This window comes from Chitinophaga sp. 22620 (assembly GCF_052044405.1).
Taxonomy (GTDB): domain Bacteria; phylum Bacteroidota; class Bacteroidia; order Chitinophagales; family Chitinophagaceae; genus Chitinophaga.
The window spans coordinates 811,716-836,716 of sequence record NZ_JBQEMV010000001.1 but is presented as its reverse complement, the minus strand read 5'-3'; the positions used below and the strand labels follow the sequence as shown (position 1 = coordinate 836,716).

Below are 25,001 nucleotides of genomic sequence, written 5' to 3'. Positions count from 1 at the left end.
TTACCTCGGTACTTCCACCGCTTTGAGGATTTCTGCAATGATCTCGTCTGGTGTGATGCCTTCCATTTCACGTTCGGGTGTGAGCACAATGCGGTGGCGCAGGATGTGCGGAAGGATGTACACGATATCGTCCGGCGTTACAAAATCGCGGTTGTTCATCACAGCCACGGCCTTTGCGCAGTTCATCACCGCAATGGAAGCGCGGGGCGAAGCGCCGAGGTAAATGCTCGGGTTCATGCGCGTTTCGTTCACCAGGCTGGCAATGAATTGCAGCAGCTTTTCTTCCATGAGCACTTCCCGCACTTTCTGCTGCAGGCGGATCACCGTAGCGGCGGTCACAACGGGCCGTACCTGCGCCAGCATCTGGTGCTGCCCGCCCTGCGTGTTGGCGGCCTGGAGAATGGCGATCTCATCCTGGAGCGAAGGGTATTTCACCTCGATCTTGAACAGGAAACGGTCCAGCTGGGCTTCCGGCAGGCGGTAGGTGCCTTCCTGCTCGATGGGGTTCTGCGTGGCCACTACCATAAAAGGCTGGTCCAGCAGGTGGCTTTGCCCGTCGTTGGTGATCTGGCGCTCTTCCATCACTTCAAACAGCGCGGCCTGTGTTTTTGCCGGGGCGCGGTTGATCTCGTCTATGAGAATGATGTTCCCGAAGATGGGGCCTTTTTTGTATTCGAATTCCTTGCTCTGCGGGTTGAAGATGGAGGTGCCGAGCACATCCGCCGGCATCAGGTCAGGCGTGAACTGGATACGTGAGAACTTGGCGTCTATGGCCCCGGCCAGCAGTTTGGCGGCAAGCGTTTTCGCCACGCCGGGCACCCCTTCTATCAGGATGTGGCCGTTGGCCAGCAGGCCCGCCGTGAGCAGGTCCACCATCTGGTGCTGGCCTACGATCACTTTCGCGATCTCTGCTTTGATGGCCGCAATCGCTTCGTGAAGCTCGCTGAGATCCGTGCGGGGCTCAAAGGTGTTTATTTCCATTATTTCGCTTTTAAATAGAATAGATAGATGCTGTTATAATAGTGCTGTAATTGTTCATCGCTGATATTGCCGGCCAGTTTAACTTCCATGACCATGTTCATCAGCTGTTCTATAAATTCCCGCGGCTGGCCCGATTTACGGCTGAGCGCGGTCACGAATTCAGTGGAAATGGCGCTGGTGTTCAGGTAATAATTCTGCCGGATATATTCCAGCAAATGCTGGGTCATTTTATTGGCCAGGTTGCTGTTGTTGTGATGCAGGTAATAAAGCCTCCCGAGGGTTTCCGCAAAATCGAGCGAGGTATTGGCCAGTACGGGTTTGGGCGGTATCAGCCGCTGGCGGCGCTTGCTTTCGAACAAAATGTAGAGCAGCAGCAGCACCAGGGCCAGGATCAGGGCCCAGCGCAGGGAAGGATGTTTCAGCAGCACCTGCCAGTCCGAAAAATCATCGCGCTGCGGGCCGTAGAGGTGTTTGTAAAATTCGTCCCAATACACGTTATGCGGAAACTCGGGCAAATAGGCCATTTGCAGCTCCAGCGCCCTGATGTTGTTTTTCTTCAGCAGGAAATAATTGGTCCAGGTCATGGGGTTCAGCATCACGATCAGCTGCCCGTTACCATGCGGTACGCGGAAGAAGTTCGGCTGATGGCGTTCGTTGGTGCCCAGGATCGTGATGATACCGGAGTCCGGCGATGCGAGGTGGCCGTTGAGCGTTATGCCCCTGGCGGTAAACGTTGTATCTGCCCCGAAATGCGGGTTGGAGAAATGCTGCGTTACAATGGAATCCCTGGAAATTTTGTTGATCAGAACGAGCGGTGCGGGAACCGGCGTTTCTTCTTTCACCTTGAACCCGAAAGTGGATTCCAGCAGCGAGTCTGTTTCTTCTATGGCCAGGAAAAGTTTGTTGCCGTCCTGCACGTAGGAAGACATGGCTTGGGCATCCGCCTCCGTCAGCCACAGGTGTTCCGCTACGATGATGTAGGCGTTGTTCTGCCCTTTCAGGCCCGAAGTGCTGGCGTATGTTTTAGCGAAAGAACGGGTGACGGTTTTCGGTTTGGTGCCCTGGAAAAAATTCTCCATCACCTTAAACGGCACGTAGCTCCCAAAAGGCGCTTTGTCGCGGCTGCTGTAGGTGGCCATTCCCGGGCGGAGGCGACTCTCTTCCGCGCGGCCGCCCCCGCTCCGCGTGTTGGAACCGATGATCATCAGCATGATCAATGCCAGGATAATAACGCAAATGCCTATGATGAAGCCGGTTCTCACGAGAGCTGTTTGATGGATTGGGAAAATGCGGCAAACTGATCGTCCAGCTGGGTGAACTGCCCGTTGCTGAGCGGCAGCTTTCCGTACCAGACATATTCGTAATGCAGCGTTAATGCGGCAAATGGTTTATGGAAAGCGGTGCGGGAAAGCTCGCGCAGGAAATCCATATTCGTTTTATCTTTCCCCGGCGCTATGAGCTGCCGTGCTTCCAGCAATTGCAGCGTGTGCAGGTAACGGAAGCGCACGGCATCCCTCAGCCTGCCTTCCGCGATGGCGGTGCGGGCCAGGCCGTCGTAGTTCTGCGGGCCTTCGTCCATGGCGGATTCCGGGCCATTATAATTTTTGCCGCCGCCGGAAGACCAGCGGAAAGCGATATCGTTCTTTTTAATAAACAGTACCAGCACACCCAGCAATAAAACGCCGAGGGAAATGTAGAAGGCCCAGATGACCGCATCATCGTTCCTCCTCACCCATGCGCCCAGCTCGTACAACCAGCCGCCTTTTTTCTCTTCTATGCCCGGGTTCTCGTCCTTTTCATAGTTCAGCGCTTTCATCTTCCGCAGCTCTTCCATATCGGCCTTCTTCACGGGGCGTATCACCAGGCGCACCTGCGCGCTTTCGTCCCAGTCGCCCACGGGCTGCCGGTCCCAGCGGGAGTAGGGTGTAACGCCGTTCCATATTTTTTGTTCGAGGGTGGAATTGTCGTAGGCTTCTGCTTCCGCATAGGCAGTGTCTGTTTCCTCCGTTACAAGAGTGTCCGCATAAGCGTCATCAATATCCCCTTCCACCACGCTATCCTCGCCGGTGGAGTCTATCACGCGCCACTCGTTCTCATCGAAGTCCTTTTCCTTTTGTTTATTATCCTGCGCCGTTGCCTGGAGCGCACAGCAGAAAAGGACCGGCATTATCCAATATCTTACAGGCTTCATGCTGCGGCTGGTTTTAGAAGTTTGCTGTCCGCATCAAGCCGGTAACCCGTTTTTTCCACCCTGATGGGGTAGATCACGAAGTACCATATGATGAAAGCCGCTGATAATGCGAGGATGCTGATACTAAGCGCCAGGGGCATGCTGGTGTGGCGGGTGACGAAGCTTTCAAGGAAAGCCGCCACGATGAAGATGGGCACCAGCGCCACGATCACCTTCAAACCTTCCATGGCGCCACGTTTCAACGACTCCGTGCGCGTATGCGTACCGGGGAACAGCAGGCTGTTGCCCATGATCATACCCGCCGTGCCGGCGATGATGATGGAAGATATTTCGAGCGTGCCGTGTATCCATATCACGAGCACCGAGGGCCAGCCCAGGCCTTTCGCGAAAAAGAAATACTGGAAAGAACCCAGCATGATGCCGTTCTTGAACAATATCCACAGGGTGCCCGCCGAAAAGGCAATGCCCATTACGAAACAGATCATGCTCACCTGGATGTTGTTGTACGCAATGCGCACCCACATCAGCCATTCATTTTCATTTTTGTATACGCCGAAAGGATCGCCGCTGGCGATGTTCTCCTCCGTCATGTTCACATACCCGTCTCCCAGCACGCCGCGCACAAAGGTTTCGTCGTGCGCCGCCGAAAATGCGCCGATGATGCAGAACAGCAGGAAGTAGCAGAAGGTGAAAAGGAACAGGCGGTGATGTTTGCGGATGAGCAGCGGCAGCAGGTAATAGAAAAAATTCCGGATGCGGCCTTTATCGCCTTTATGGTTGCGGTATATGCGCTGGAATATGCCCGAGGCCATGCCGTTGATGTAGTGGGTTACTTTGCTGTGGCTATAGAAAGTTTTGGCATAAGCAAGGTCATCAAGCAGGGAAGTGAATCGTTCCGCCATCACATCCGGGTCTTCGGTGGGCTCCTCCCGGATCTTCTTCCACCTTTCCAGGTTCCGTTTTATAAATGAAGCTTCTCTCATGCGGTACGGGTCATAAAAATTACTGAGGTGGAAATATAATAAATTTTAAATTTGTTTATGCCTATTATCAAAATACCTACAGTTTTTAACATAGACCTGGAGTTTGAGGCGGCGGACCTGGGGCGCAGGGGCGTGGCTTACCTCATAGACCTGCTGATAAGGGGCGCATATCTTTGGCTGATGAGCTTTTTCCTCAGCAAAGCGGGGCTCAACAGCAATATGGCTGGTATTTTGCTGATCGGGCTGCCGGTTTCGTTTTATTATCTCATTTCCGAGCTGCTCATGAAAGGGCAGAGCCTGGGCAAAAGGGTGATGGACATTAAGGTGGTGAGCCTGATGGGCAATGTGCCCAGCCTGAGCCAGATACTGCTGCGCTGGATGTTCCGGCTCGTGGAATCGCCGATATTCACCCTCATCTTTATTTTTTCGCTGATGGAAGACCAGGATGCATGGGCGGCCCTGCTGTCGCTGGTTTTCGGCGTATTGCCGCTGATCGTGGTGCTGAGAAGCCCGTACAACCAGCGCCTGGGCGACCTGGCGGCGGGCACCATCCTCGTGCGCACCAGGGAGCGGCATACCATCGAGGATACGATCTTCCGGGAAATACACCAGGCGGACTATACCCCGCAGTTCTCGCAGATCCTGCGGCTCAGCGACCGGGACCTGAGCAAGATCAAATCCGTGCTGGACAGCGTTTCCCGCAGCGGCGACACTTCCATGGCGGAGCGCATTGCCTTGAGGATCAAGGAAGTATTGCACATAGAAACCGATATGGACGATGTTCAGTTCCTGGAAACCCTGCTGAATGATTACAATTATCTCGTAACGAGAAGATAATTTTTGTTCCCCGACCCAACCTTCCCTTCCGAAAAGGGCGTCTTGTAAGATAGTCCAGTTGGAACCACAACCTCCATATACACCCGGCGCGGCCGCTGAGCCGGACCACCTTGCATTGTTGCTGGAGGGTTGCCGGAGGCATGACCGTTTGAGCCAGGAGAAGCTGTACATGCATTTTTTCGACAAAATGCTGGCCGTGGTGAAGCGCACCTTCCCGGACCAGGATGCGGCCATCAGCATACTGAACAACGGGTTCCTGCGGGCATTTGCGAAGATCGGGCAATACAGCGGAAGCGGGAGTTTTGAAGGCTGGCTGCGCAGGATCATCCACCATGCGGCGGCCGATTATTTCAGGGAGCACCGGCGGCAGCTGGAAACGGCGCCGTTGCCGCCGCATCTGCCGCTGGCGGACGGGCACGACCAGGCGGCATACAAAGAGCTGCTGCAATTACTGCATTATTTGCCGCCCGCCACGCGGATGGTGATCAATCTTTTTATTATCGAGGGCTATTCCCATAAGGAGGTCGGCGCCATGCTGGGCATCAGCACGGGTACGTCCAAGTGGCATGTATCTGAAGGGAAGCGGCTTTTAAAAGTATTACTCAACCAACAATATGAACGGACAAGAACAGGATATTGAGCGATTGCTGAAAGCTGCGGCCCAACAGGAGCCGGAGCCTGCCGCGCCTGCACTGAAACAGCAGGCCTGGGAGCAGCTGCGTCATATGCTGGACGGGCAGGAAGCTCCCCCGCCGGCCGGCAAGGGCTGGTGGTTCCTGCTGGCTGAGGTGGTTGTGTTGCTGTTAGTTGGTTTGTTGTTTTTGTTCAACAGCGGGAATGGCCCGCAGGCCACGGGTAGCGCGAATGGAGAGGCGGGGGCGCAACCGGAAGCTATTACCCGGATTGAAGGAAATGAAAAGGAAGATAATGATGAACGCGATGAAAAAGTTGCGAGCGCAGTGAAGGATTCCGCTGATAAGCATAAGGGCGCCGAAGAAATCGCAGGTGCTGCGAAAAACGTGAACGATGGCAAAAGGAATGCGGATGCAGAGAATGAAGGAGAAATCAGAGCCGTTAATAAGAATGCAGATGCCGTGAAAGAAGCCCGGGATACGGAAAGTAATGATGAAACGAATTCGGATACAGCGAAAGATACAAACAGTGCCAAAAAGAACCCGAATATTCTGAAACAGGCCAGGGACGAAGAAAAGTCCGGGGCCGAGAGTGACAAAGGCGGCAAAAAAAGTATAGATAATGCAAAAGCTGCCGGGAAGATTGAAAACGAGGGAAAGATAAAAAAGAACGAAAACGTGAAGGAAAAAGCCGCTGGAAATGAAGACCGGGACAATACAAATGTCGAAATACGAAATTCCTCAACAGCTTCCCTTCATCTTCAACCCGTTTATCCCGGCGCCGCAACGGAGAAAAAACTCTCTGCCGCTGACAGGCTGATTCCGCTGAAACCGCATGATTTCCCCATTCCAAAATTCAGCCCGCTCAACCTGAAAGCTGCCATCATGGCTGCGGATCACGGCACCTGGGCTGGGAATTTACAGGCCGGATACAGCTTCGGCCTTTCACCGGGACTCATCATACGGCCTTCAGCGGGATTCACTTATCTCACCGGCGCCAACAATTCTTACGAACATTTTTACCAGGATGTAAAGTCCGATACCGGCACCACCTTCAAAGTGGACACGGCCCGCACTTATTTCACCCTCAAAAGCACACTGCACGCCAACCTCGGCATACAGCTGGTGTATACCGTTGACAAATGGTCTGTGTTCACCGGCATCACCTACCAGTACCAGCTGATGCAGCAGGGAACGGATAGCACGCTCCCGGGCAGCTACAACATCCCGCACGATTCCCTGCCGCGTTACCCGGACCGTTTCAACGCCCATAAACTTCCCGGCAGGAATTTCCTGCAATGGCAGGCCGGTGTGGATTACCGGCTGAGCCCTGCATTGCGCATCGGGCTGCAGTACAACCTGGGCTGGGGCGGCAGCAGCGGCAAAGGATTCGTGAACGACGTCCCCGGTTATCCCAACCGGCAAAGCCTGGAACTGCAGGTACGGTATTATTTCAGGAGAAAAAACTGATCTCACCCAACCTTTTCATATCACACGCCCGTCTTTCATAGTATAAAACAAAACATTCTATGAAAAGAATTTCTTTATTGCCATTGCTTATGCTTGTAACCGCCTGCACGATTTTCAGCTGCAGCCAGGAAGCCGTATTGTCCAAAGAAGACGCCAAATTCAACCTGGCCACCCTGAAAGACAGCATCCCTACCGATTCTATTGATTCCACGGACACAGTGCCGCCCATTGACAGCACTTACTTCCGCATCGAAGGGCTGAACGTTACGCCCTCTTCTGTGAATGACACCGCCGTGCTGCTGGAAATTGAAAGCACCAATACTTTCCCCAGCGAAAACGTATTGCTGGAAACTTACAGCAACAACGTGGATTCCGGCTGGAGCATCAATGTAACAAGGGCTTATGCTGCGTATCCCTACAATCCCGGCCCGTCCGTGGCAAAGCGGAAAGTATGGCATCAGTCATTCACCAACGGCACAAGGCCCTTCAGCATTACGATCGTGGGAGCAACTTACCATGGCCAGCTGACCGCCACCAGCGCCGGTTATACCATCAGCTGGGCGCACGACAACGTGGTTAACATCAACCCGAAGTCGTTTCCCCGCTGATAGCTTCAATAACTGGTGACATAGGACAAAGGGTTGATGTATTCCTGCATCAACTCTTTTTTTATGCCCCGAAAAATTCTCCTTTAATGTAAACGCCACAGGCCTGGAATTGCCCGTCGAAAATGGTTAGGTAAGCAGGCTGGCCCGGCGTGATCAGGCCTCTTTCCGGGTGGCCGATCACCTGCGCGGGATAAGTGGACGCCATGCGCAAAGCTTCTGCGAGGCCAATGCCCGCATGTTTCACGCAATTATCCACCCCTTGCAGCAGCCTGATGGCGGAGCCGGACAAAGTGCCGTCCGTAAGGGTATAACGGTCGCCTTTGAATACGTGGGGATATGCGCCGGTACTGGGTTCCACCGCATCTGTGATCAGGAACAGGCGTTCGCCCATTACTTTTTTCGAAATCGATAATGCTTCGTAATCCACATGAATACCGTCAGGGATAATGCTGGCAAAGGCCTGGCTTTGGTATACCGCGCCCGGCAGCCCGGTATCGCGGTGATGGAAGGGGCTCATGGCGTTGAACAGGTGGGTGGCGGTTTGTATCCCTCTTTTGAAACCTTCGGCGGCTTCGCTGAAAGTGGCATTGCTGTGCCCGGCTGAGAGTATCACGCCGTTGGCAAGCAGGAGCGCTATCACCTCGGGGCTGCACATTTCCGGCGCGATGGTCATCATTTTGATGGCGCCCTGCGCCCTTTCCAGCAAAGCTTTCACTTCACCCAGCTCCGGCCTTTTAATGCAGGAGAGAATATGCGCGCCGCGTTTCACGGGATTGATGTAAGGCCCTTCCAGGTGCAGGCCGGGCACGGCGGGATGCGGGTTGTCCCTCACCGTGTCTATCGCTTTTTCAAAAACGCTCATTTCATTGGTGGCCAGCGTAGGCAAAAAGCCCGTGATACCGGTCTTCACCAGCGCGTCCGCAATGTTCTTCAAAGCAGCGGAGGAGGGGTCGTCTGAAAACAGCTGACCGCCTCCTCCGTAAATCTGCAAATCCAGCAGGCCGGGTGTAATGTACCTGCCGCTCTGTTGAATGATATGGAAATCCGATGGTATGTTCCCCTCTTCCGTCCAGCCCTTCACGATGCCGTTGTCCAGTAATAAAGCTTTTCCTTTGATCTCTTCCTTTCCAGTAAATATAACCGCCTGGGTGAGGGCTGTAAGCATGATGTAAAAAATTTAAATGGAGCCTTACCAGCCTTTGTTCTGCGACAAGGTTACCTTTTTGTCGGAAAACAGTTTGATCTGGTCTTGTGGTATCGGTTCCAAATATACTTTATCGTTGTCATAAATCCGGTCTGCCAGCGAAGAAACCGAGGGAATGATGTATCCTTCCTCCGGGCCTTCCAGCGTAACGTTGTTCAGCCATGAGCCGCCGGGGGGATTGGGTTTCAGCCATTCGCTCCGTTTGATCCAGGCGCCGCGGTTGAGGTCCGTGTGCACGCGGGTGTCCATGTAATCCAGCTTGCGCCAGCGGCGCAGGTCATCGAAGCGGGTGCCTTCCATGGAGAATTCCACGCGGCGTTCGCGGCGGATCTCCCAGATCATGTAGGTCACTTTCGCATCTGCGTCTTTCTTTGGGTCGTGGTACACTGCGCCGTTCACCGCGGGCTCTCCGCCCAGCACCTGCAAGGCAGGCAGCGGCGCGGTATTGCCCACGGTGCGGGCGCGCAGCCTGTTGATGGATTTGTCCAGGTCTTCCTGCGTAAGCCCGCCGAGTTCTGCCGCGGCTTCCGCGTAGTTGAGCATCACTTCTCCGAGGCGGATCACCGGGGCATGGGAAACGTTCAGGCTCGATTCGCCGGTGGGCGCTTCGCGCAGCGCGTCGTTGAGGAACTTCCAGGTGCAATAGCCGGTGGTGCTGATGCCCAGGTTGTTCGTGCGGGTACGCGAACCGTTGGGGCGAAGCTCAGGGTTGAAGGTGTGCAGCATACGGCTGTCGCGGTTAGCCAGCACATTTTCAATGGTCCTGTCTCCCTGGTACAATGGGGAAAGGCCGATGGGCAAGCCGTCCGTACAGAGGTACGTTTCTATCAGGTTCTTGTTGGGCCCGGTTTGCGGTTCTTTATTGTTGTAACTCATCAGCGAATGTGTGAGCATTCCCGGCGCATAGCGGCGGTAAAGGATGATCTCTTTATTGGGTGCGAGGTCCAGCGAGTTGAAGGATTCGCGGTAGCTGTGCGAGAACGAATAGCCGCCTTTGGTGATCACTTCGTTCGCCGCCCACTTGGCGGCTTCCAGGTATTCGCGGCTCTTATCGTTACTCAGCTGGTGGTACTTCTGCCAGGTGCCTTCGAACAGCATGACGCGGCTCATAAAAGCAAGCGCCACCCATTTGGTGACATTCAGCCCTTTCTCGCCGTCTGCATCGCGGATGTTATCGGCCGCGAATCTCAGGTCCAGCAGCACGCTGTCCATTACCAATGTACGGCTGTCGCGGGGCTTGTACAATTGTTGCTCGTCGGCCACTTCCAGCGGTTTGCCGTACCATTGCACGTCGCCATAGGTTTTTACCAGCTTGAAATAGGCCATGGCCCTGAAGAAGCGGGCCACACCCACCCAGTGGTTGCGTGTGGCTTCTTCCAGCATGCCCATGCCGCGCACGCGCTCCAGCATAATGTTGGCTTTGCGCACGTTGGTAAAACTCCAGGCGGTGCCGGTGGCGGACGCGGGAACGGTTTTGGTGAAAGCCACCGGCGCGGTGGGCGCAAAATCATCGTTCAGCGCCTGCCCGGAATAAAAGTATACTTCGAGGTCGAAGAGGCGGCCGTAGCCGGGGAAATAAGTGGGATAAAAACCATACGCGAAAGTGCGCACGTTGTTCTCGTTGGTCCAGTAAGTGGCGTCTTCCATCTGGTCCAGCGGGAGGCGGACGAGAAAATCTTTTTTACAACCTGCTCCCAGCGCCGCCAGCAATACCACGAATAATATTTTCGATTTCATAACCAGTCAGTTTTTCGCTTTAGAAAGTGATTTGAAGGCCAAAAGAGAATTCTTTGCGGTAGGGATATACCCTGCCGAAAGCGGAACGATCCGTTTGTTCGGCGGTGTAATCGATCTCCGGGTCGATGGGCACGGACATGTTATCCCAGGTGAGCAGGTTTTCGCCGCTCACGTACAGCCTGGCTGCTTTGATGTGCGCCCTGCGGCTGATACTGCCGGGAAGGGTGTAGCCCAGCGTCACGTTCTTCAGGCGCAGGTACGACATGTCCAGCAAATAACGGCTCTGGCGGAAAAAATTCTTATTGCTTTCAGCCCGGTCATGATTGGTGGGGCGGGGATAAAATGCGTTGGTGCGCTGCGGCGTCCAGTAGTCCATCTGGTGGGAGTACCAGGCTTCGGCCTCGTTGAAGCCGGGGATGAAAATAGGGCCTGAAGGCCATAACTCTCTTTTGCCAACGCCCTGGAAGAACACGCCCAGGTCTATGCCTTTCCAGTCTGCGCCCAGCCTTACGCCATACTGGTAGCGCGGGGTTGAATTGCCGATCACACGAAGGTCTCCCGGGTCGTCGGTAGTTTCGGAGCCCCAGGTTATTTTGTTGTCGCCGTTGACGTCTGTGTATTTCACATCGCCGGGTGTGTAGTAGAACCACGAGCTGCCCTGCGTGAGCGCGCCCTGGTCGGGGATGCCGGCTTTGGGTTCCCATTTGTCGCCTACCTTGGTGAAGTCGCTTTCCTGGAAAAGCCTGTCTGTCACATATCCCCAGATCTCCCCTATCTTTTTGCCCTGGTAATTGCGGTATACATTGGTGGTGGCGCTGGCAAAGCGGGTGATCTCTTCCTGGAAGTCGGACAGGGTGCCGAGTACGTTTACGCGGATGCCGTTATCGAAGGTATGGGTATAGTCGATGGCCAGCTCCCAGCCGCGCGTCTGCATTTCACCGAAATTCTCCTTGGGCGCGGAACCGCCGAAGGTGGCGGGCATACCTACCGCCTCGCCGATCATGTCCTGCGTGATCCTGTTATACCAGTCGAAGGTGACGCCCAGCCTGTTTTCGAGGAAACGAGCGTCCAGCCCGAAGTCGAGGGTGGAAATGGTTTCCCAGGTGAGTGAGCGCGGCACGAGGTTCGGCGTGCTGAAGGTGATCATGTTGTTGTTGCCGATGAGCCAGTTGGAATTGCTGGACGACATAACGGACAGGAAAGTAACGTCACCCACATTCTGGTTGCCTATGGAACCGTAGCTGCCGCGCAGTTTCAGGAAGGTAAGAACCGGTTTGGCTAGTTCCATGAAATGCTCTTCGGAAATAATGTAACCCGCGGAAACAGAGGGGAAGAAACCGAACTGGTCGTGCTTCGGGAATTTGGACGAACCATCGTAACGGCCGTTCACTTCCAGCAGGAACTTGTTTTTATAATCGTAGTTGATGCGCGCAAAATAACCGTTGGTAGCCCAGTGGCCGCGTTTGCCTGAAACAAACTGGTCGCCTATGGCAAGATTGATCTCTCCGAGGTTGGGATCGAGCATGCCTCTCCTTTCAGATACCTGCGACCAGTTGCGGAAAAGGTCCACGTCCATGCCCACCATGCCTTTCAGGTGATGGTTCTCACCGAGATTTTTGGTGTAGGTGGCAAATGCGCGGCCGGTGTTCATATCATTCCAGCTGGAAGTATATTTTACGCGGTTCCACTCAGGCCCCTGGTAGTTGGGCACGTAGCTGAAGTTGCCGAACCAGAAGTTGATAGCGCCGGTTTCGCCGCCCACGGAGTGGATGTGCTGGTTGGTGCTGGAGTATGTGTAGTCCACATCGATGGTCAGGTCTTTCAACGGCCTCAGCGTGGCGCCTACCTGCACGCGGGTAAAGGTGTTCTTATCCTCGTCCATTTTTCCCTGCTGCGTTTCGGTTACGGCGCTGCGGAAGGGTTTGCCCTGGTAGGTGCCGTAGGGGTACACTTTCGGCCAGCGGTAGAGGTAATACCAGGGGCCCAGCTGCGCGGCGGAGAAGGAGAATGGTGTTTCGAGTTTGGATTGGGAAAGCATCATTTTCCCTCTCACGTCCAGCCAGTCTTTTACGGTGGAGTTTACGCTGAGGGTGGCGTTGTAACGGTCGAAGCGGTCTGTTTTAAATTTAAGCATCCCGGTCTGGTTGAGATAACCCAGGCCAAGGTGGTAGCTGGTCTTATCGCCGCCGCCGGTTACGGAAAGGTCGTGTTTCTGCTGGAAGGCGAACTTCTTCATGTACCGTTCGTTAACGTCCCAGGGGCGGTAGGGATAGAAGTTGCCGTTCCTGATCTCGAAGTCGCGGCCCGGCACCATTTCGTCGCCCAGGTCCTGCCCGGCGTATTTCTCTTGCCACTCTTTCATTTTCTGGATGCCGATATCGTCGAAGTACATGCCGAGTACGCCGAAGGAGTTGATGGCGGGGTTGTTGGTGGAGCGGCGGCGGTTGAGGATCACGGCCTCCGCACCTTCCACGGCGCCGGCTATTTCGGGCACGGCGGTAGGCTGGCTCCAGGAGAAGTTGTTGGTGTAGTTGATGGCGGCGGGCGCTCCTTTGGCGCCGGACTTGGTGGTGATAAGTATCACGCCCCATGCGCCGCGGGTGCCGTAAATGGAAGCGGAAGCGGCGTCTTTTAATACCGATATGGATTCAATGTCTTGCGGGTTGATCATCTGCAGGCTGGGTATCTCCACGTTATCCACCAGGATGAGAGGCTGGGCGCCTGCCGCTCCGGCGTTCAGCGACCCGGTCATGCCGCGCAGCCTGATATTGGGATTGCGCCCGAGGTCGCCGCTGGCCGTTGTAATGGTGAGGCCCGGCACAGAGCCCTGGAGGCCGCGGCCCACGTCGGTGATGGGGCGCGATTCCAGCGTGCGCTTTACGTCTACCGAAGAAACGGCGCCGGTGAGATTAGCCTTGCGCTGCCTGCCGTAACCTACTACCACGATGTCTTCCAGCTTGCGGCTGTCTGTCTTCAGCACGATGCTGATATTGGTAGCATTCCTGACCACATATTCCTGCGGGATAGTGCCCACGGAGGTAAACACCAGCACCTGCCCGCGGCCGGCGGAGAGCGTGAATGCTCCCAGGCCGTCGGTGAACACGCCCCTGGTGGTGCCGTTCACGCGAACGGATACGCCCGGCATGGGGCTGCCGGTTTCGTCCGTCACTTTACCTTTCACTTCAATGGTCGTGTCCGCGGGTTGAAAGGCGGCAGCCACAAAGGGCTCATCCCGCTTGGGAACGATCATAATGGTTTTATCCGTGAGCTGGTAGCCCAGGCCGGTTTGTTTCAGGAGGGCGGCCAGGGTGGCGCTCACGCTGCGGGTAGCCATGTGGAGCTTCACGCGGCTGTAACGCTCCACTTTTTCGGAAGCGTAGGCAATGTGAAACCCGGACAACTTTTCGACCAGCGACAACGCTTTTTCGAGCGTTACGTCAGACGCTTCCATGGTAATCTTTTTATCATCCAGCGCCTGGCCTTTGATGGGCGTCGCCCACAGGAGGTGAATGCTAACCAGCATGCAAATGATGGTGGTGAGGCTCATTCTCATAATGAAACGCATTTGCGTGGAATAAACTGCTGATGTAAGAGCAGGCAATAGCCTGTCTTTAGCAAAAACCGCTGATTTTTGCATAAATTGCAATAGTTTAAAATGATGAAGAATCAGCCCCAGGGCTGTTTAAGTTTTAAGCGAGGCCCCTCCCGACCTACCACAGTACGGAGGGGTTTTTTCATACCCATAGTATCAGGAAGGCGGAGATATTTTCCGGATCATGGCATAAGATTTTGGCAACTGAACATTGTTAGCGTGTGCGTATCGTGTTACTCTTTCATGCAACCTTCCCCATGGATCGTCACTTCATTGTTCCGGACAGTATAAGTGCTGTTCCCTACAGTGCATAAGATATACAGTATTTTATCGAGCGTTTCGGTGCCTTCGAACGTAGCGTGGATGCGGCATTGCCGGAGCGCATCGTTGGAGAAGCCGATCTTTACCTGGTATTGTTCCCCGATCTTCCGCGCAATTTCTTCGAAGGGCACGGAGTTGAAGTTCATTCCTTTTTTCACCCAGGCCATGGTTTCCACGGCTTTCACGGGTTTGGTGGCGGCCGTTTCGTTTTCGTAAACGATCTGCTGGTCGGGTTCGAGGATGCCGAGGAGCTTATTGCTGCCGCCTTCTTCTATCTTCACCTTTCCCCTGGTGACGGTTACGGTCACGGAAGGCTGGCCGGGATATGCTTTGATGTTGAACGCGGTGCCCAGCACGGTGGTGATCAGCTTGCCGGAGCGGATGCGGAAGGGTTTGCCGGGCTGTTCTTTGATGTCGAAATACCCTTCGCCGGTGAGCGTCACTTCACGTGCACCGCCTTTAAAAACGTTGGGATATATGAGGGTGCTGCCCTCACGCAGTACCACGGTACTACTATCAGGCAGCAGGATGAAACGTTTGCTGTCCGGGTTCGCCGGCACTACCGCCAACACCGGCCCGGGAGCCGGTTCTTTCACAGAAGGACGGCTGATCCAGAGCAATGCGCCGATGCCGATGATGGGCAAGGCCACTGCGGCGGCTTTCCACCAGGTATTGCCTGCGCCTGTGCGGAACATGGCCTCTTTGCTGCGGCGCATTTCCCGGAAATCCTGCAACAGTTCCTGCGCCAGTTCTTCGTCGGGCTTCCATTGAACGTGCCCGGCATCAGGATGGCGCCAGGCTTCATACCATTCTTCCAACGCCCGGAGCTCTTCCGGGGTGCAGGTTCCGGCTTTATATTTTTCCAACAGTGCTTTTAGATCGATCAGGCCCATAGGCTGTAATTATACGAATGTTACCCAATAGGACAAACAATTAAACTTAAACCGTTACCACTGTTAAAAAAATATTTCTTTTTGTTTTGACTTTGAAAATAGCCCTTATTTTTCCTTACATTTAACTTACGCTAACAACCAAAGTCTATCCCACACTATACACACCATACGGACGTAGATTTGCTCTCATGCTGGAAAAAGGGCGACCAGGCCGCGTTTGACGCCTTGTACCAACGGTATGCCGTTATGTTGCTCAGGAAAGCATATGAAAAGACGGGCGATAAGGAAATTGCCCGCGAATTTGTACAGGAAGTATTCCTGGAATTGCTGGAACGGAAAGACCGCCTCGATATTCACACTTCTTTCAAAGCCTATATTTTCACCGCGCTCCGCAACCGCGTGCTGAACTACCTGCACCGCCAGTACATCCATCACAAATACGAAGTGTTCCAGGAAACGCGGCCGCCCGCCGCGCTCAACGATGTGGAAACTTACCTCTCCCATAAAGAACTTTCGCTGCAGATGGCGGACGCCATCCAGCAGCTGCCCGACAAATGCCGCCAGGTGTTCTTACTGAGCCGTTCGGAAGAACTGAGCAATAAGGAGATCGCCGAACGTTCCGGTATTTCCGTGAACACGGTAGAGCAGCATATGCGCAAGGCCCTGCGCTTGCTGCGCAACGGGCTGCAGCGCACGACCGTGCTCATTGGTTTTTTGATCAGCTGGTTGTAGATACCGGCTACTTCTTCTTCACCCCTTCATTTTCCTTCAACGCCAGCAGGTAGATCAATGACGCAGTGCCGTCCATCGTCGGTTCGTTCGTACTGTAATCCCCGTAATCGTCGTGGTACACCACGAGGCTGCTTTGAAAAGCTGCGTATTCGTCCGGCTCCGCGAGGCGGATGCCGATAAGACTGTTGTAAATGCTGCCGTACACCGGGCCATCCACCAGGCCGCCGTCTACCGGGTAATTTTTAAGGTGCGTGAAAGCGGAATGCGGGTCCACCGGCGTATCGCCATGCTGCGGCAGCCCATATACCATGGCCGTTCCCCAGGGATTGCAACCGAAAAGCCAGTCCACGTTTGCCTGTGCGAGCGCGGCGTAATCATTCTTCCCGCTCAGCGACTGGTACCAGTAACATTGTATCGCGAAAGCGGCGGTAAGGTTGTTGCTGCACCAGATGAAAGGAACGCCGCGGTAAAATGCATTGCCTTTCGCTTTCTGCCATACCTTTTCAATGCCGGTCTTATAATAGTCCAGCAATTTCTTTTTCGCTGCGCTTTCCGCCAGGCGGGCCATTTCGTAATGCCCGATATTGATGAAAGGATACCATTGGTAATGGTTGGCGGTATCTGCGCCCAGCCAGGGTGTAACGGTTTCTCCGGCGGCGTACCGCATGCCTTCCGCGAGGTAACGTTTATTTTTCGTGATGGCAAACAGGCGCGCGGCGGCCAGTTCCATATCGTCCGTCCAGTTGTCTTCCGCGTAGATGTAGGGAGACAACACCGAGGCGGTTTGCTGCACGCCAGGTTGCTGTACGCCTAATGCGTAAGCAGTGCCGGCCTTTGTTTTCAGTTTCTCAGCATACGCGGGATCTTCATTTTGCAAGATGGAATAGCCCAGTGCGAACGCGCTGGAAAACTTGCCGGCAGTGGAAGCCACGCCGGTGCTTTTGTTCATCTTTTTGTATTTCACGCCCTGCACCTGCGGCTTGCCTGAGCAGAAGTAGACCGGCCTTTCAAAGCCGCGCCCGTAAAAAGAATCCAGCGCGGGAATACGCATGCCGCGATGGTCGCGGTCGTCCGCTACCTGGTTGAACAGCCAGCCGCTTTGCGGATGCATGCGCAGCAGCCAGTCCAGCCCCCAGCGGGCTTCGTCCAGCACATCCGCGGTACGGTTGCTTCCGGGCAGGCCGCTGGCGTTGTGCTGGTCTGCGAATACCCGCGGGAAATCGCGGTAGGCCGCGAGGAGATGGTAAACCGTATTGGCGGAAGTGGTGGAGTATTGAAGGTAATCGCTGGCATCGTGCCAGCCGCCGGTGGCGTCTATCCTTGTACTGTCGGGCATGGGGCCGTAAAGCGTGTAGCCGTCGAAGGTATGGCAGGAATCTTTGAGGAAAGGATTAAAACCGCAGCGCTGCTGCCGCAGGTAACGCAGGCAGAAATCCGCCGCGCCTTTGTATACATCTTTGCCGATGCGGAATACGGGAGAAAGGGTGTTGCCCGCTTTCAGATAATAAATGCCTGGTTTTGAAAATGCGGAAAAATCGAGCCGGTACGATTGCGCGAAGGGGCCGTAGCTGCCGAAAGCCTTGCCTGCCGGTGCGGTGAACACCGCTTTGCCGCTGGCGGAATCTATGAGCTGGAAGGACTGAAGGGAAGCGGGAGAAAGGCTTCCCCAAACCGCAACTTTAACGCCGGAAGGCAGATACCCGAGTTGATTGATTCGGATATACGCTTCCGGCGTTTCTTTTTTTGCAGCTATCAGTAATGGTAAAAAGATCAAAAAGAGTATGCAACGTTTCATCATGGTCCGGATATGTTCAAAAATAAGACAATCCGGGCTTTATGAACCGTTATGCAGCCTGCTGTTGCTGGCGCAGTATTTTGGACGCAGAGAGGTATTTCACATCGGGACTGTACATGAACAGGCAGGTGCCGTTCTGTATCTTGCTGATGATCTTTTTATGCAGCCCCACGGGAACAGCAGGACAGCCGAGGCTTCTGCCGATATAACCCTGCCTGCGGCCGAGCGTTTCATTCACATAATCCGCCGCATGCATCACTATACCTCTTTCCATGGCGTTGTTATTGATGCCTTCCTCTTCGCCTTCGAGCCTGAGCGAATACCCGTGCTGGCCGCGGTAGGTGTTGCCGGTCACGTAAAAACCAAGGCTGCTTTTGAAACTCTCGGGAGAGTTGGAAAAGTCTGTGGCCATGTTCTTACCGGAGTTCCTGCCGTGGCTTACCAGGGAATTAAAGAGCAGCTTGCCCGATGCCATATCTATCACGAACAGCCTCTTCTGTGTGGAAGGCAGGCTGAAATCCACGATAGATAATATATCATCATTGCGCAGCTTTCCTTCTTTCAGGAGACGGTCGTACCCTACAATGGCATATTCGTAAGCCTCGCGGGAAAGCCCGAGGGAATCCAGCGAAAGGTTCTCATACAAAGCAGCCGAGGCGGAAACAACAGGAGCAACAGCTACCGGAGCGATTACACCGCTGTTTTTCTTACCGACCGACGAAACTTTGAGACTAAACAGGGAAGTCAATGCCAGGAAAGGGAGTACATATCTTTTTTTGCTAATGCGTAAATTCATCCACTTCATATCTTTCTTTTAACAAAAACGGTTTTTCAATAATGGTTGTTGTGAGGCACAAAGATACGAAAATTATTACATGGGTATTGTTGTTACATTCATTGAATTGTCTAATTCCAGTCAAAAATGTACCATTGAGTATCAGTTCTTTGTAAACGTCAGAAACTCGGCGCTGCTGGCATTGTCATCGGTAAGTTTGATCTCCCGGTCGGTGAGGGAAATGACCATCCAGTTGTCCGTAAGCTCGCCTAATGGTTTATTGGCATCTGTTTTTGGCCCGAAATCAATGGAAAAGCGGGTGCTGGTGCTGTTCAGCGACCAGCTGCCGGATTTGCCGGCGCCCTGCTTTACGGCTGAAGCGCTGCCGTTGCCCGCAAACGTGAACGTATACCCGGAAAAATCCCCGGTTTCATCATCACCGCGTTCTGAAAAGTGGCTCACGCGCCAGGCGCCGTCGGTTACAGCACGGGGATTGTTATCGCTGCGGGAAGAACAGGCGGTGAAGAACGCCAGGAAGAACAGGCCGGGGAGGATAAGCTGCTTCATAAAGTGGTGGTTAGTTATGGGTTATACGCAAATTATGCAGCGGCGGTTGCCAGATGGGGCTTCCTTATCATTCTCTTGATAAGCCAACGTTGACCAACAAAGCCCGTTGCGAGGAGTAACAAGACACCCTGTTCGACAGGAAGCTCGTCTCGTCATTGCGAGGAGCAGCAGGAGGCTCTTTGCCAGAGGAAGCGCGACGAAGCAATCTCCCGATATTGCGTCTATCAATCCAATGAAGGAGATTGCTTCGTCGCCCCTCCCGCTTTAGCCCTGCTGCTCCTCGCAATGACGGTGTTTTCGCGCAAAGACGGGCTTCTGCCGACATCGGCATAAATAATTGGATAATTTATTGCTTTGAAACTTCCAGCCTCAGGTTCGGCATTCCCATCTCATCATGCGGCGTGAGCGGGTGGGCCAGCTTCCAGCTTACCGGGTAATATTTCCCTTTCTCCATCTGCATTGCAGGCAGGGTTTTGCGGTAATAAACCTGCGGCACGGCATAATCGATATTGAAAGGAAGGGAGCGTTTGAAATGATTGAAAAGCTTTACCACCAGCTGGTTCTTTCCTTCGGAAAGCGGCAACAGCACGTAATGGACGATACTGTCTTTTTTGTAAGGGTTATTCTGGATAAATAAACTCTTCCCGTTCAGGAATACCATTACCGCATCGCCGCTGGTCACTTTCACGAGCAGCTGTTGCCGGCGCGGGGAAGAGATCTCCTGTAAAACATAATAACCCGTCATCAACCCAGCGGGCAGCGTATAGCTTGTACTGTTCTTATATTCCGCATGTTTCACCCAGGGCTTCCCGTTGTTGCCGGGCCAGGGCTTGTCCGGGTCCAGGGTATGCAGATCGCCATGGGTGCCGCCTACACCGGAGAACATCGGGCCTTGCAGGTATAGTCCGCCGAATTTTATACTGTTCACATCGTTATCCAGTTTTATTTCTTCGCCGTTGCTTAGCTCCACTTCGCTGGTGTTTGCGCCCAGCCGCAGGCTTATCTTCTTTCCTTTTTCTTCGGCGGCATAAGTAAGCACCGGCTTGTAAGTACCGCTACTGGCGGGCGCCAGCGTCCAGGCGTTTTGAATGGTGCTGGTGAAGCTGGTATTGTAATCTACCGTTGCGTTGCTGAAATATTTAAAGGCGTTATCGTTGTCCAGCACCAGCGGCTTGTTCAGCGGCTGGATATTCACCGGGGGAACGGTATAACCGCCCGGTATTTCCAGCACGATCACTTTGAACCACTGGCTTACGTCCAGCCCGGCGGGCACCTGCACGGTGATGCCGGCTGCGCTGGCGCTGGTCTTTACAGGCGTTTTATCTTCCAGCAGGTAGGCTTTGGCGATCTTTCCCTTCAGGCCCGGCAGCAGGATCGTGTTATTCTCCGGCCGGGTCATCAGGTGCAGGTAGAGCCTGTTTTCGCGGCTGGTAATGCTTCCCCAGCTGAAGGGCACGTGGAAGGGATCGGGCTGCGTGCCGTAAATGGCGTCGCTGTTCTTTTTGAGCCAGCTGCCGATGGCCAGCAGCGCTTCTTCTTCGAAAGGCACAACGGCTCCATCGCCTTTGGGGCCAATGTTAAGCAGGAAGTTGCCACCGCGGGAAGCCACCCGCACGAGGCTGGTGAGTTTTTCCCTTTCTTTTTTACGGATGTCGCCCCGCTCCTGCCAGGAACGGTAGCCCCAGGTTTCGTGGAAGAACGAAGCAGGGCTTTGCCAGGGAACGCCGATGATATAGTCGGGCTCCTGGTTGTCGCCCATCACGGTGAAGTCGCCCATATTATTACCAATGCGGCTGCCGATGAGGCAATCGGGTTGAAGGCGGTGAACCAGCTCACGCATTTCCTGGCTTTGCGCGAGGGTCATGCTGCCCATGTCGAACCACAGTTCGGACACGGGGCCGTATTTGCTGAGCAGTTCAGTCACCTGGTTCTTATTATAGGTGTGATGATCCGGCGGAATGGAGTCTGAGTTGTGGCCGGAAATTGGCATGGCCGCGGGGAAATGCCAGTCTATGAGCGAAAAGTACAGTCCAAATGCAACACCATGGCGCTTGCAGGCTTCAGACAATTCTTTGAGGATATCTCTTTTATAAGGCGTGGCATCGATAATGTCGAAGGTGGTAAAGGCGCAATCCCAGAGGGCGAAGCCATCGTGGTGCTTGGAAGTGATCACGATGGAGCCCATGCCGGCGTTCTTCGCCAGGATGGCGATGCTGTCCGGGTTCCATTTTTCCGGGTTGAAGGCGGCGGCTACTTCTTCATAGGTGTCGCTGTACAAGCCGGCGGCGTGCGCCCTGATCTGTTCGCTGAGGCCGCGGCTGACGGGTTTGTTCTCCCATACCCCTCCCAGTTTGGAGTACACGCCAAAGTGGATGAACATGGAGTATTTCCGGTCTTTCCATTTCTGCATGGCAGCCGGGCTTATCTGCGCCGAAGCGCCGGAATACGCCAGAAGGCAGGCCGCCATGATATACAATATCCTTTTCATCCGTTCAAGGTATTAAAAGATTTTTAAAATTGCTTATCTTCAGCCTGTATCAACTACAACTGTTCGACTGAGATGATGAGTGTGAATACGCATAACATTGGTCTTACCGTACAGCTTGCAGGGATGCCGGCGCTAAAAATCTATACCACAGCCAGGAAATACGTGCACAACAAATGAAAACGAGCGCCACGCTGCACCCTGCGATTTTAACATTCAATGCCGGCGTTAGCCAGGCAGCCGCATGAAGATTGCTGCATCCTCGGAACCGGAACGGCACAATTTGCCGGGGAGGGTTTCGTTAAAGGTTTGCACTCTATATTGCGCGAAAGAACATCATGATGGGTTATTTTTCAGACAAAGTGGTGTGGATCACAGGCGCATCATCAGGATTAGGAGCAGAACTGGCCAGGCAGCTTTCCCGCGAAGGCGCCAGGCTGATACTCACCGGCAGGAACGCCGCCGCGTTGGAAACAGTGCGGCAGCAATGCGAAACGCCTTGCCAGCTGCTGCCCGCGGACCTCGAAAAGGATGCCACGGCTGAGCTGGCCGCAGCCGCGCTGACGGCTTTCAACCAGGTGGATATCCTGATCAATAACGCAGGCATAACACAACGCGCGCTGGCGGAAGACACGCTGCCGGAAGTGGAGCGCAGGCTGATGGAAATCAATTTTTTTGCGCCGGTAATGCTCACCCGCCAGCTTTTACCGCATTTCCGCGAACGGAAGAGCGGCCAGGTAGTGGTGGTGAGCAGCATGGCCGGCCTGATGGGCTTCCCGCTCAGAACGACCTATGCCGCATCCAAGCACGCGCTGAAAGGTTATTTCGAAACCCTGCAGGTGGAGCACACCATTCCCGGTTTCTATATTACGATCGTAAGCCCGGGGCGTGTGAACACACCCATTTCACTGAACGCAGTGACCGCTTCGGGCGCCGCACATAACCAGATGGACGAAGGACAGGCAAACGGCATCCCGGTAGCAGACTGTGCCGCCAGGATACTGAAAGCGATGAGAAGGAAAGAAAGACACGTGATCATCGCCAGGAGCGAAAGAGTGCTCTGGTGGTTGCGAAAGAACATCAGCCCGCTATACTATACCATTGCCCGGAAAGCCGGGATGAAACAATCATAATCCTTTATTATGGCATATATCACAGGAATACAGCAAATAGGGATCGGCGTGAAGAACGTGCGCGAGTCCATGTTAGGGTATAAGGACCACTTCGGCATGAACGTGCTCATTTTCGACGACACGTCCGAAGCCGCCCTGATGACGCCTTACACAGGAGGCACCGTATATCGCCGCAGGGCAGTGCTTTCCCTGAATATGCAAGGCGGCGGCGGCTTCGAGATATGGCAGTTCCAGGACCGGCAGCCCGCGGAACCTTTACTGAAACCGCAGTACGGCGACCTCGGCATTTATGCCGCCAAGATCAAATGCCGCGATCTTTCCGCCGCGCGCAAGCACCTGCTTCAATACGAAGGCCTGCAGGTGGGCGAACCTTACAAGGACGCCGAAGGTCACATGCGCTTCCTGGTAACGGATGCCAACAATAACCACTTCGAATTCGTGCCCGGCCATCATTGGTTCCACAACAACAGCGGCGTTTGCGGCGGCGTATCCGGCGCGGTGATCGGCGTGCGGGATATGGATAAAGCCATCCGTTTTTACCGCGACATCCTGGGCATCCGCGACATGATCTACGACGAAACCACGCCTTCGTTCCGGAAAGTATTGCTCCGCAAGCATCCCGGCGGCATCGGCGCGTTCAACAAGCTGCTGGGCTCCGCTGAAATAGAGCTGGTGCAGGCGCTGGACCGCGAGCCCGTGAAGATCTACGACAACCGTTTCTGGGGCGACTGCGGTTTCATCCACCTTTGTTTTGACGTGATCAATATGTGCGCGCTGAAAGAACATGCGCTGGCGCATGGTTATACTTTCTCTATCGACAGTGAGGATTCCTTTGCGATGGAAAGCGCGGCGGGCCGCTTCTGTTATATCGAAGACCCGGACGGTACGCTGATAGAGCTGGTGGAAACCCACAAGGTTCCCCTGTTCAAGAAGTGGGGGCTTTACCTGAACCTGAAAAAACGTTCGCTGGAGAAGCCGCTGCCGGACTGGATGATCCGCATGCTGTCACTCAGCCGTGTGAAATAAACGATATTCTTTATAGGCCCATGCGGTGAAAGGCAACAGCGGCAACGCGAGCCAGCCCCATGGGCCTATTGTCAATACCAGCAATAACGTGACCGCCAGTACGAAAATGGGATAGGTCAGCATCAGCAGGCAAAACACCACTGAATCGTAGAACACCGTATTCTTCGTTTTTTTCTTCGCAAAATTCCGCCAGCAAACATAGAACCAGCGCTGCGTGATATACCCCAGCAACGCGGGCAGGGCCAGCAGGATAGAATGGCCTTTCCGTGTGGCGGCAGGCTGCATGCCGGCTTCCAGGCGGTCGTGCAGCAGGTCGTTCAGTTCCCTCACCGTTTTTACATCCCCCTTCCGGATCTGTTCCCCGAATGTTACCTCGATGTGTTTCGGCACGGCGGAGAACGAGCTGTAGTTGATGGATACCGGCTGGATCATGAGATCGTCCAGCCCCGGCTCTTCCCAGGCGCTGAAGCTCAGCCTGGCCGTGCCTTTCTTCAGCGGGCGCACGTTATGCTCATTCACGCAGATACCTTCCGGGAATATGAGGATGCAGCCGTTTTGCCGGAGCACGTTCAGCGAGAGGTTAAAAGTTTCTTCATTGCGCTGGAGGTTCTCTTTCCCTTCGCTCAGCCTGAAGATGGGGATCATGTGCATGGCCTTCAGCACGGAGGCTACGCGCGGTTTGCGGAAAGCGTCGCCGCGGGCGAGGAAGTGCAGGCTGCGCGGCATATGGGATCCCATCACGATGGCGTCCAGGAAAGAATTGGGGTGGGTGCAGGCCAGGATGCAGGGCGCGTTGCCGCCTTTGTAACGGAACGTGATCTTCCCGCAATAACACCATAAAGCCAGCCTGGCCCAGATTTTCAACAATGCATACAACACGTTCGGATCAGATTTTACTGCCAGTTTACCGGCGAAATTCACATGACGCTGACCGGTAAACGAAAATATTTGATTAGTCGGGTTGTAATATCGTTCAATGTTTTGCTGAAAACAAGCCCCGGGGGCTAAATTTGTGCTAAAAAAGGGAAGACCGGGCGGT

20 protein-coding genes are annotated in these 25,001 nt (G+C 54.3%); 7 read left to right on the top strand and 13 right to left on the bottom strand.

All coding sequences use genetic code 11. The features are described from left to right. Genes ACTJIK_RS03625 through ACTJIK_RS03610 form a run of 4 tightly spaced genes read right to left on the bottom strand, consistent with a single transcriptional unit; the run spans position 1 to position 4,155 of the window. A complete protein-coding gene (locus tag ACTJIK_RS03625; RefSeq protein ID WP_440644948.1) occupies positions 1-981 on the bottom strand; it encodes an AAA family ATPase in 981 nt (326 codons plus the stop codon). Further along, positions 981-2,243, bottom strand: a complete 1,263-nt coding sequence (locus tag ACTJIK_RS03620; RefSeq protein ID WP_440644947.1) for a DUF4350 domain-containing protein — start codon at positions 2,241-2,243, stop codon at positions 981-983. The genes ACTJIK_RS03625 and ACTJIK_RS03620 overlap by 1 nt, the downstream gene beginning before the upstream one ends. Then, a complete protein-coding gene (locus ACTJIK_RS03615) occupies positions 2,240-3,172 on the bottom strand; it encodes a DUF4129 domain-containing protein (RefSeq protein WP_440644946.1) in 933 nt (310 codons plus the stop codon). Before ACTJIK_RS03615 ends, ACTJIK_RS03620 begins: the two co-directional genes overlap by 4 nt. Next, entirely contained in the window at positions 3,169-4,155 is a 987-nt protein-coding gene (locus ACTJIK_RS03610; protein WP_440644944.1) for a stage II sporulation protein M, read from the bottom strand. The genes ACTJIK_RS03615 and ACTJIK_RS03610 overlap by 4 nt, the downstream gene beginning before the upstream one ends. A gap of 57 nt (positions 4,156-4,212) precedes the next feature. Between ACTJIK_RS03610 and ACTJIK_RS03605 the strand changes: the two genes are divergently transcribed. From ACTJIK_RS03605 to ACTJIK_RS03590, 4 genes are read left to right on the top strand one after another with little or no spacing between them, the layout of a single operon-like run. After that, positions 4,213-4,992 carry an RDD family protein gene (locus tag ACTJIK_RS03605; RefSeq protein ID WP_440644942.1) on the top strand — a complete coding sequence of 260 codons (780 nt, stop codon included), beginning with the start codon at positions 4,213-4,215 and terminating at the stop codon, positions 4,990-4,992. 58 nt (positions 4,993-5,050) lie between these two features. Continuing rightward, positions 5,051-5,632, top strand: a complete 582-nt coding sequence (locus tag ACTJIK_RS03600; protein WP_440644940.1) for an RNA polymerase sigma factor — start codon at positions 5,051-5,053, stop codon at positions 5,630-5,632. Then, positions 5,607-7,094, top strand: coding sequence for an autotransporter domain-containing protein (locus ACTJIK_RS03595; protein WP_440644939.1), 1,488 nt, complete (start codon positions 5,607-5,609; stop codon positions 7,092-7,094). The genes ACTJIK_RS03600 and ACTJIK_RS03595 overlap by 26 nt, the downstream gene beginning before the upstream one ends. Before the next feature lie 59 nt (positions 7,095-7,153). After that, positions 7,154-7,702 carry a hypothetical protein gene (locus tag ACTJIK_RS03590; protein ID WP_440644938.1) on the top strand — a complete coding sequence of 183 codons (549 nt, stop codon included), beginning with the start codon at positions 7,154-7,156 and terminating at the stop codon, positions 7,700-7,702. A 61-nt stretch (positions 7,703-7,763) separates the two neighbouring features. On the opposite strand, the gene nagA is transcribed toward ACTJIK_RS03590, so the two are convergent. The 4 genes from nagA to ACTJIK_RS03570 form a co-directional block, all read right to left on the bottom strand. Next, positions 7,764-8,867, bottom strand: a complete 1,104-nt coding sequence (gene nagA / locus ACTJIK_RS03585; protein WP_440644936.1) for an N-acetylglucosamine-6-phosphate deacetylase — start codon at positions 8,865-8,867, stop codon at positions 7,764-7,766. Positions 8,868-8,891: 24 nt separating this feature from the next. Beyond that, positions 8,892-10,643 (bottom strand): RagB/SusD family nutrient uptake outer membrane protein, encoded by a 1,752-nt coding sequence (locus ACTJIK_RS03580; protein WP_440644935.1) that lies wholly within the window; start codon positions 10,641-10,643, stop codon positions 8,892-8,894. A gap of 19 nt (positions 10,644-10,662) precedes the next feature. After that, positions 10,663-14,196, bottom strand: a complete 3,534-nt coding sequence (locus ACTJIK_RS03575) for a TonB-dependent receptor (RefSeq protein ID WP_440644934.1) — start codon at positions 14,194-14,196, stop codon at positions 10,663-10,665. Positions 14,197-14,468: 272 nt separating this feature from the next. After that, the gene (locus tag ACTJIK_RS03570) at positions 14,469-15,449 is read right to left on the bottom strand and encodes a FecR family protein (RefSeq protein WP_440644933.1); all 981 of its coding nucleotides are present in this window, start codon (positions 15,447-15,449) and stop codon (positions 14,469-14,471) included. A gap of 180 nt (positions 15,450-15,629) precedes the next feature. Here ACTJIK_RS03570 and ACTJIK_RS03565 point away from each other — a divergent pair, with 180 nt between their 5' ends. Next, positions 15,630-16,181, top strand: coding sequence for an RNA polymerase sigma-70 factor (locus ACTJIK_RS03565; RefSeq protein ID WP_440644932.1), 552 nt, complete (start codon positions 15,630-15,632; stop codon positions 16,179-16,181). 7 nt (positions 16,182-16,188) lie between these two features. Here ACTJIK_RS03565 and ACTJIK_RS03560 read toward each other — a convergent pair whose 3' ends face one another. From ACTJIK_RS03560 to ACTJIK_RS03545, 4 genes are all read right to left on the bottom strand, one after another. Next, complete coding sequence (locus ACTJIK_RS03560) at positions 16,189-17,979, bottom strand: glycoside hydrolase family 9 protein (RefSeq protein WP_440644931.1); 1,791 nt, start codon at positions 17,977-17,979, stop codon at positions 16,189-16,191. 46 nt (positions 17,980-18,025) lie between these two features. Then, positions 18,026-18,781 carry a murein L,D-transpeptidase catalytic domain family protein gene (locus tag ACTJIK_RS03555; protein ID WP_440644930.1) on the bottom strand — a complete coding sequence of 252 codons (756 nt, stop codon included), beginning with the start codon at positions 18,779-18,781 and terminating at the stop codon, positions 18,026-18,028. Between the two features lie 132 nt (positions 18,782-18,913). Then, entirely contained in the window at positions 18,914-19,318 is a 405-nt protein-coding gene (locus tag ACTJIK_RS03550; RefSeq protein WP_440644929.1) for a hypothetical protein, read from the bottom strand. Positions 19,319-19,664: 346 nt separating this feature from the next. Continuing rightward, positions 19,665-21,806, bottom strand: a complete 2,142-nt coding sequence (locus ACTJIK_RS03545; RefSeq protein ID WP_440644928.1) for an alpha-L-fucosidase — start codon at positions 21,804-21,806, stop codon at positions 19,665-19,667. A 335-nt stretch (positions 21,807-22,141) separates the two neighbouring features. Here ACTJIK_RS03545 and ACTJIK_RS03540 point away from each other — a divergent pair, with 335 nt between their 5' ends. Together ACTJIK_RS03540 and ACTJIK_RS03535 are read left to right on the top strand one after the other, a co-directional pair. After that, complete coding sequence (locus tag ACTJIK_RS03540) at positions 22,142-22,936, top strand: SDR family oxidoreductase (protein WP_440644927.1); 795 nt, start codon at positions 22,142-22,144, stop codon at positions 22,934-22,936. Positions 22,937-22,945: 9 nt separating this feature from the next. Continuing rightward, complete coding sequence (locus tag ACTJIK_RS03535) at positions 22,946-23,962, top strand: VOC family protein (protein WP_440644925.1); 1,017 nt, start codon at positions 22,946-22,948, stop codon at positions 23,960-23,962. Here ACTJIK_RS03535 and ACTJIK_RS03530 read toward each other — a convergent pair. Further along, a complete protein-coding gene (locus tag ACTJIK_RS03530; RefSeq protein ID WP_440644924.1) occupies positions 23,942-24,829 on the bottom strand; it encodes a 1-acyl-sn-glycerol-3-phosphate acyltransferase in 888 nt (295 codons plus the stop codon). The genes ACTJIK_RS03535 and ACTJIK_RS03530 overlap by 21 nt on opposite strands. Between the last annotated feature and the right edge of the window lie 172 nt (positions 24,830-25,001).

Coding starts and splice junctions, on each gene's coding strand:
- ACTJIK_RS03595 (WP_440644939.1), top strand. CDS start 5,607: ATGAACGGACAAGAACAGGATATTGAGCGATTGCTGAAAGCTGCGGCC.
- ACTJIK_RS03570 (WP_440644933.1), bottom strand. CDS start 15,449: ATGGGCCTGATCGATCTAAAAGCACTGTTGGAAAAATATAAAGCCGGA.
- ACTJIK_RS03590 (WP_440644938.1), top strand. CDS start 7,154: ATGAAAAGAATTTCTTTATTGCCATTGCTTATGCTTGTAACCGCCTGC.
- ACTJIK_RS03580 (WP_440644935.1), bottom strand. CDS start 10,643: ATGAAATCGAAAATATTATTCGTGGTATTGCTGGCGGCGCTGGGAGCA.
- ACTJIK_RS03610 (WP_440644944.1), bottom strand. CDS start 4,155: ATGAGAGAAGCTTCATTTATAAAACGGAACCTGGAAAGGTGGAAGAAG.
- ACTJIK_RS03550 (WP_440644929.1), bottom strand. CDS start 19,318: ATGAAGCAGCTTATCCTCCCCGGCCTGTTCTTCCTGGCGTTCTTCACC.
- ACTJIK_RS03575 (WP_440644934.1), bottom strand. CDS start 14,196: ATGAGAATGAGCCTCACCACCATCATTTGCATGCTGGTTAGCATTCAC.
- ACTJIK_RS03555 (WP_440644930.1), bottom strand. CDS start 18,781: ATGAAGTGGATGAATTTACGCATTAGCAAAAAAAGATATGTACTCCCT.
- ACTJIK_RS03545 (WP_440644928.1), bottom strand. CDS start 21,806: ATGAAAAGGATATTGTATATCATGGCGGCCTGCCTTCTGGCGTATTCC.
- ACTJIK_RS03605 (WP_440644942.1), top strand. CDS start 4,213: ATGCCTATTATCAAAATACCTACAGTTTTTAACATAGACCTGGAGTTT.
- nagA (WP_440644936.1), bottom strand. CDS start 8,867: ATGCTTACAGCCCTCACCCAGGCGGTTATATTTACTGGAAAGGAAGAG.
- ACTJIK_RS03560 (WP_440644931.1), bottom strand. CDS start 17,979: ATGATGAAACGTTGCATACTCTTTTTGATCTTTTTACCATTACTGATA.
- ACTJIK_RS03535 (WP_440644925.1), top strand. CDS start 22,946: ATGGCATATATCACAGGAATACAGCAAATAGGGATCGGCGTGAAGAAC.
- ACTJIK_RS03615 (WP_440644946.1), bottom strand. CDS start 3,172: ATGAAGCCTGTAAGATATTGGATAATGCCGGTCCTTTTCTGCTGTGCG.
- ACTJIK_RS03625 (WP_440644948.1), bottom strand. CDS start 981: ATGGAAATAAACACCTTTGAGCCCCGCACGGATCTCAGCGAGCTTCAC.
- ACTJIK_RS03540 (WP_440644927.1), top strand. CDS start 22,142: ATGATGGGTTATTTTTCAGACAAAGTGGTGTGGATCACAGGCGCATCA.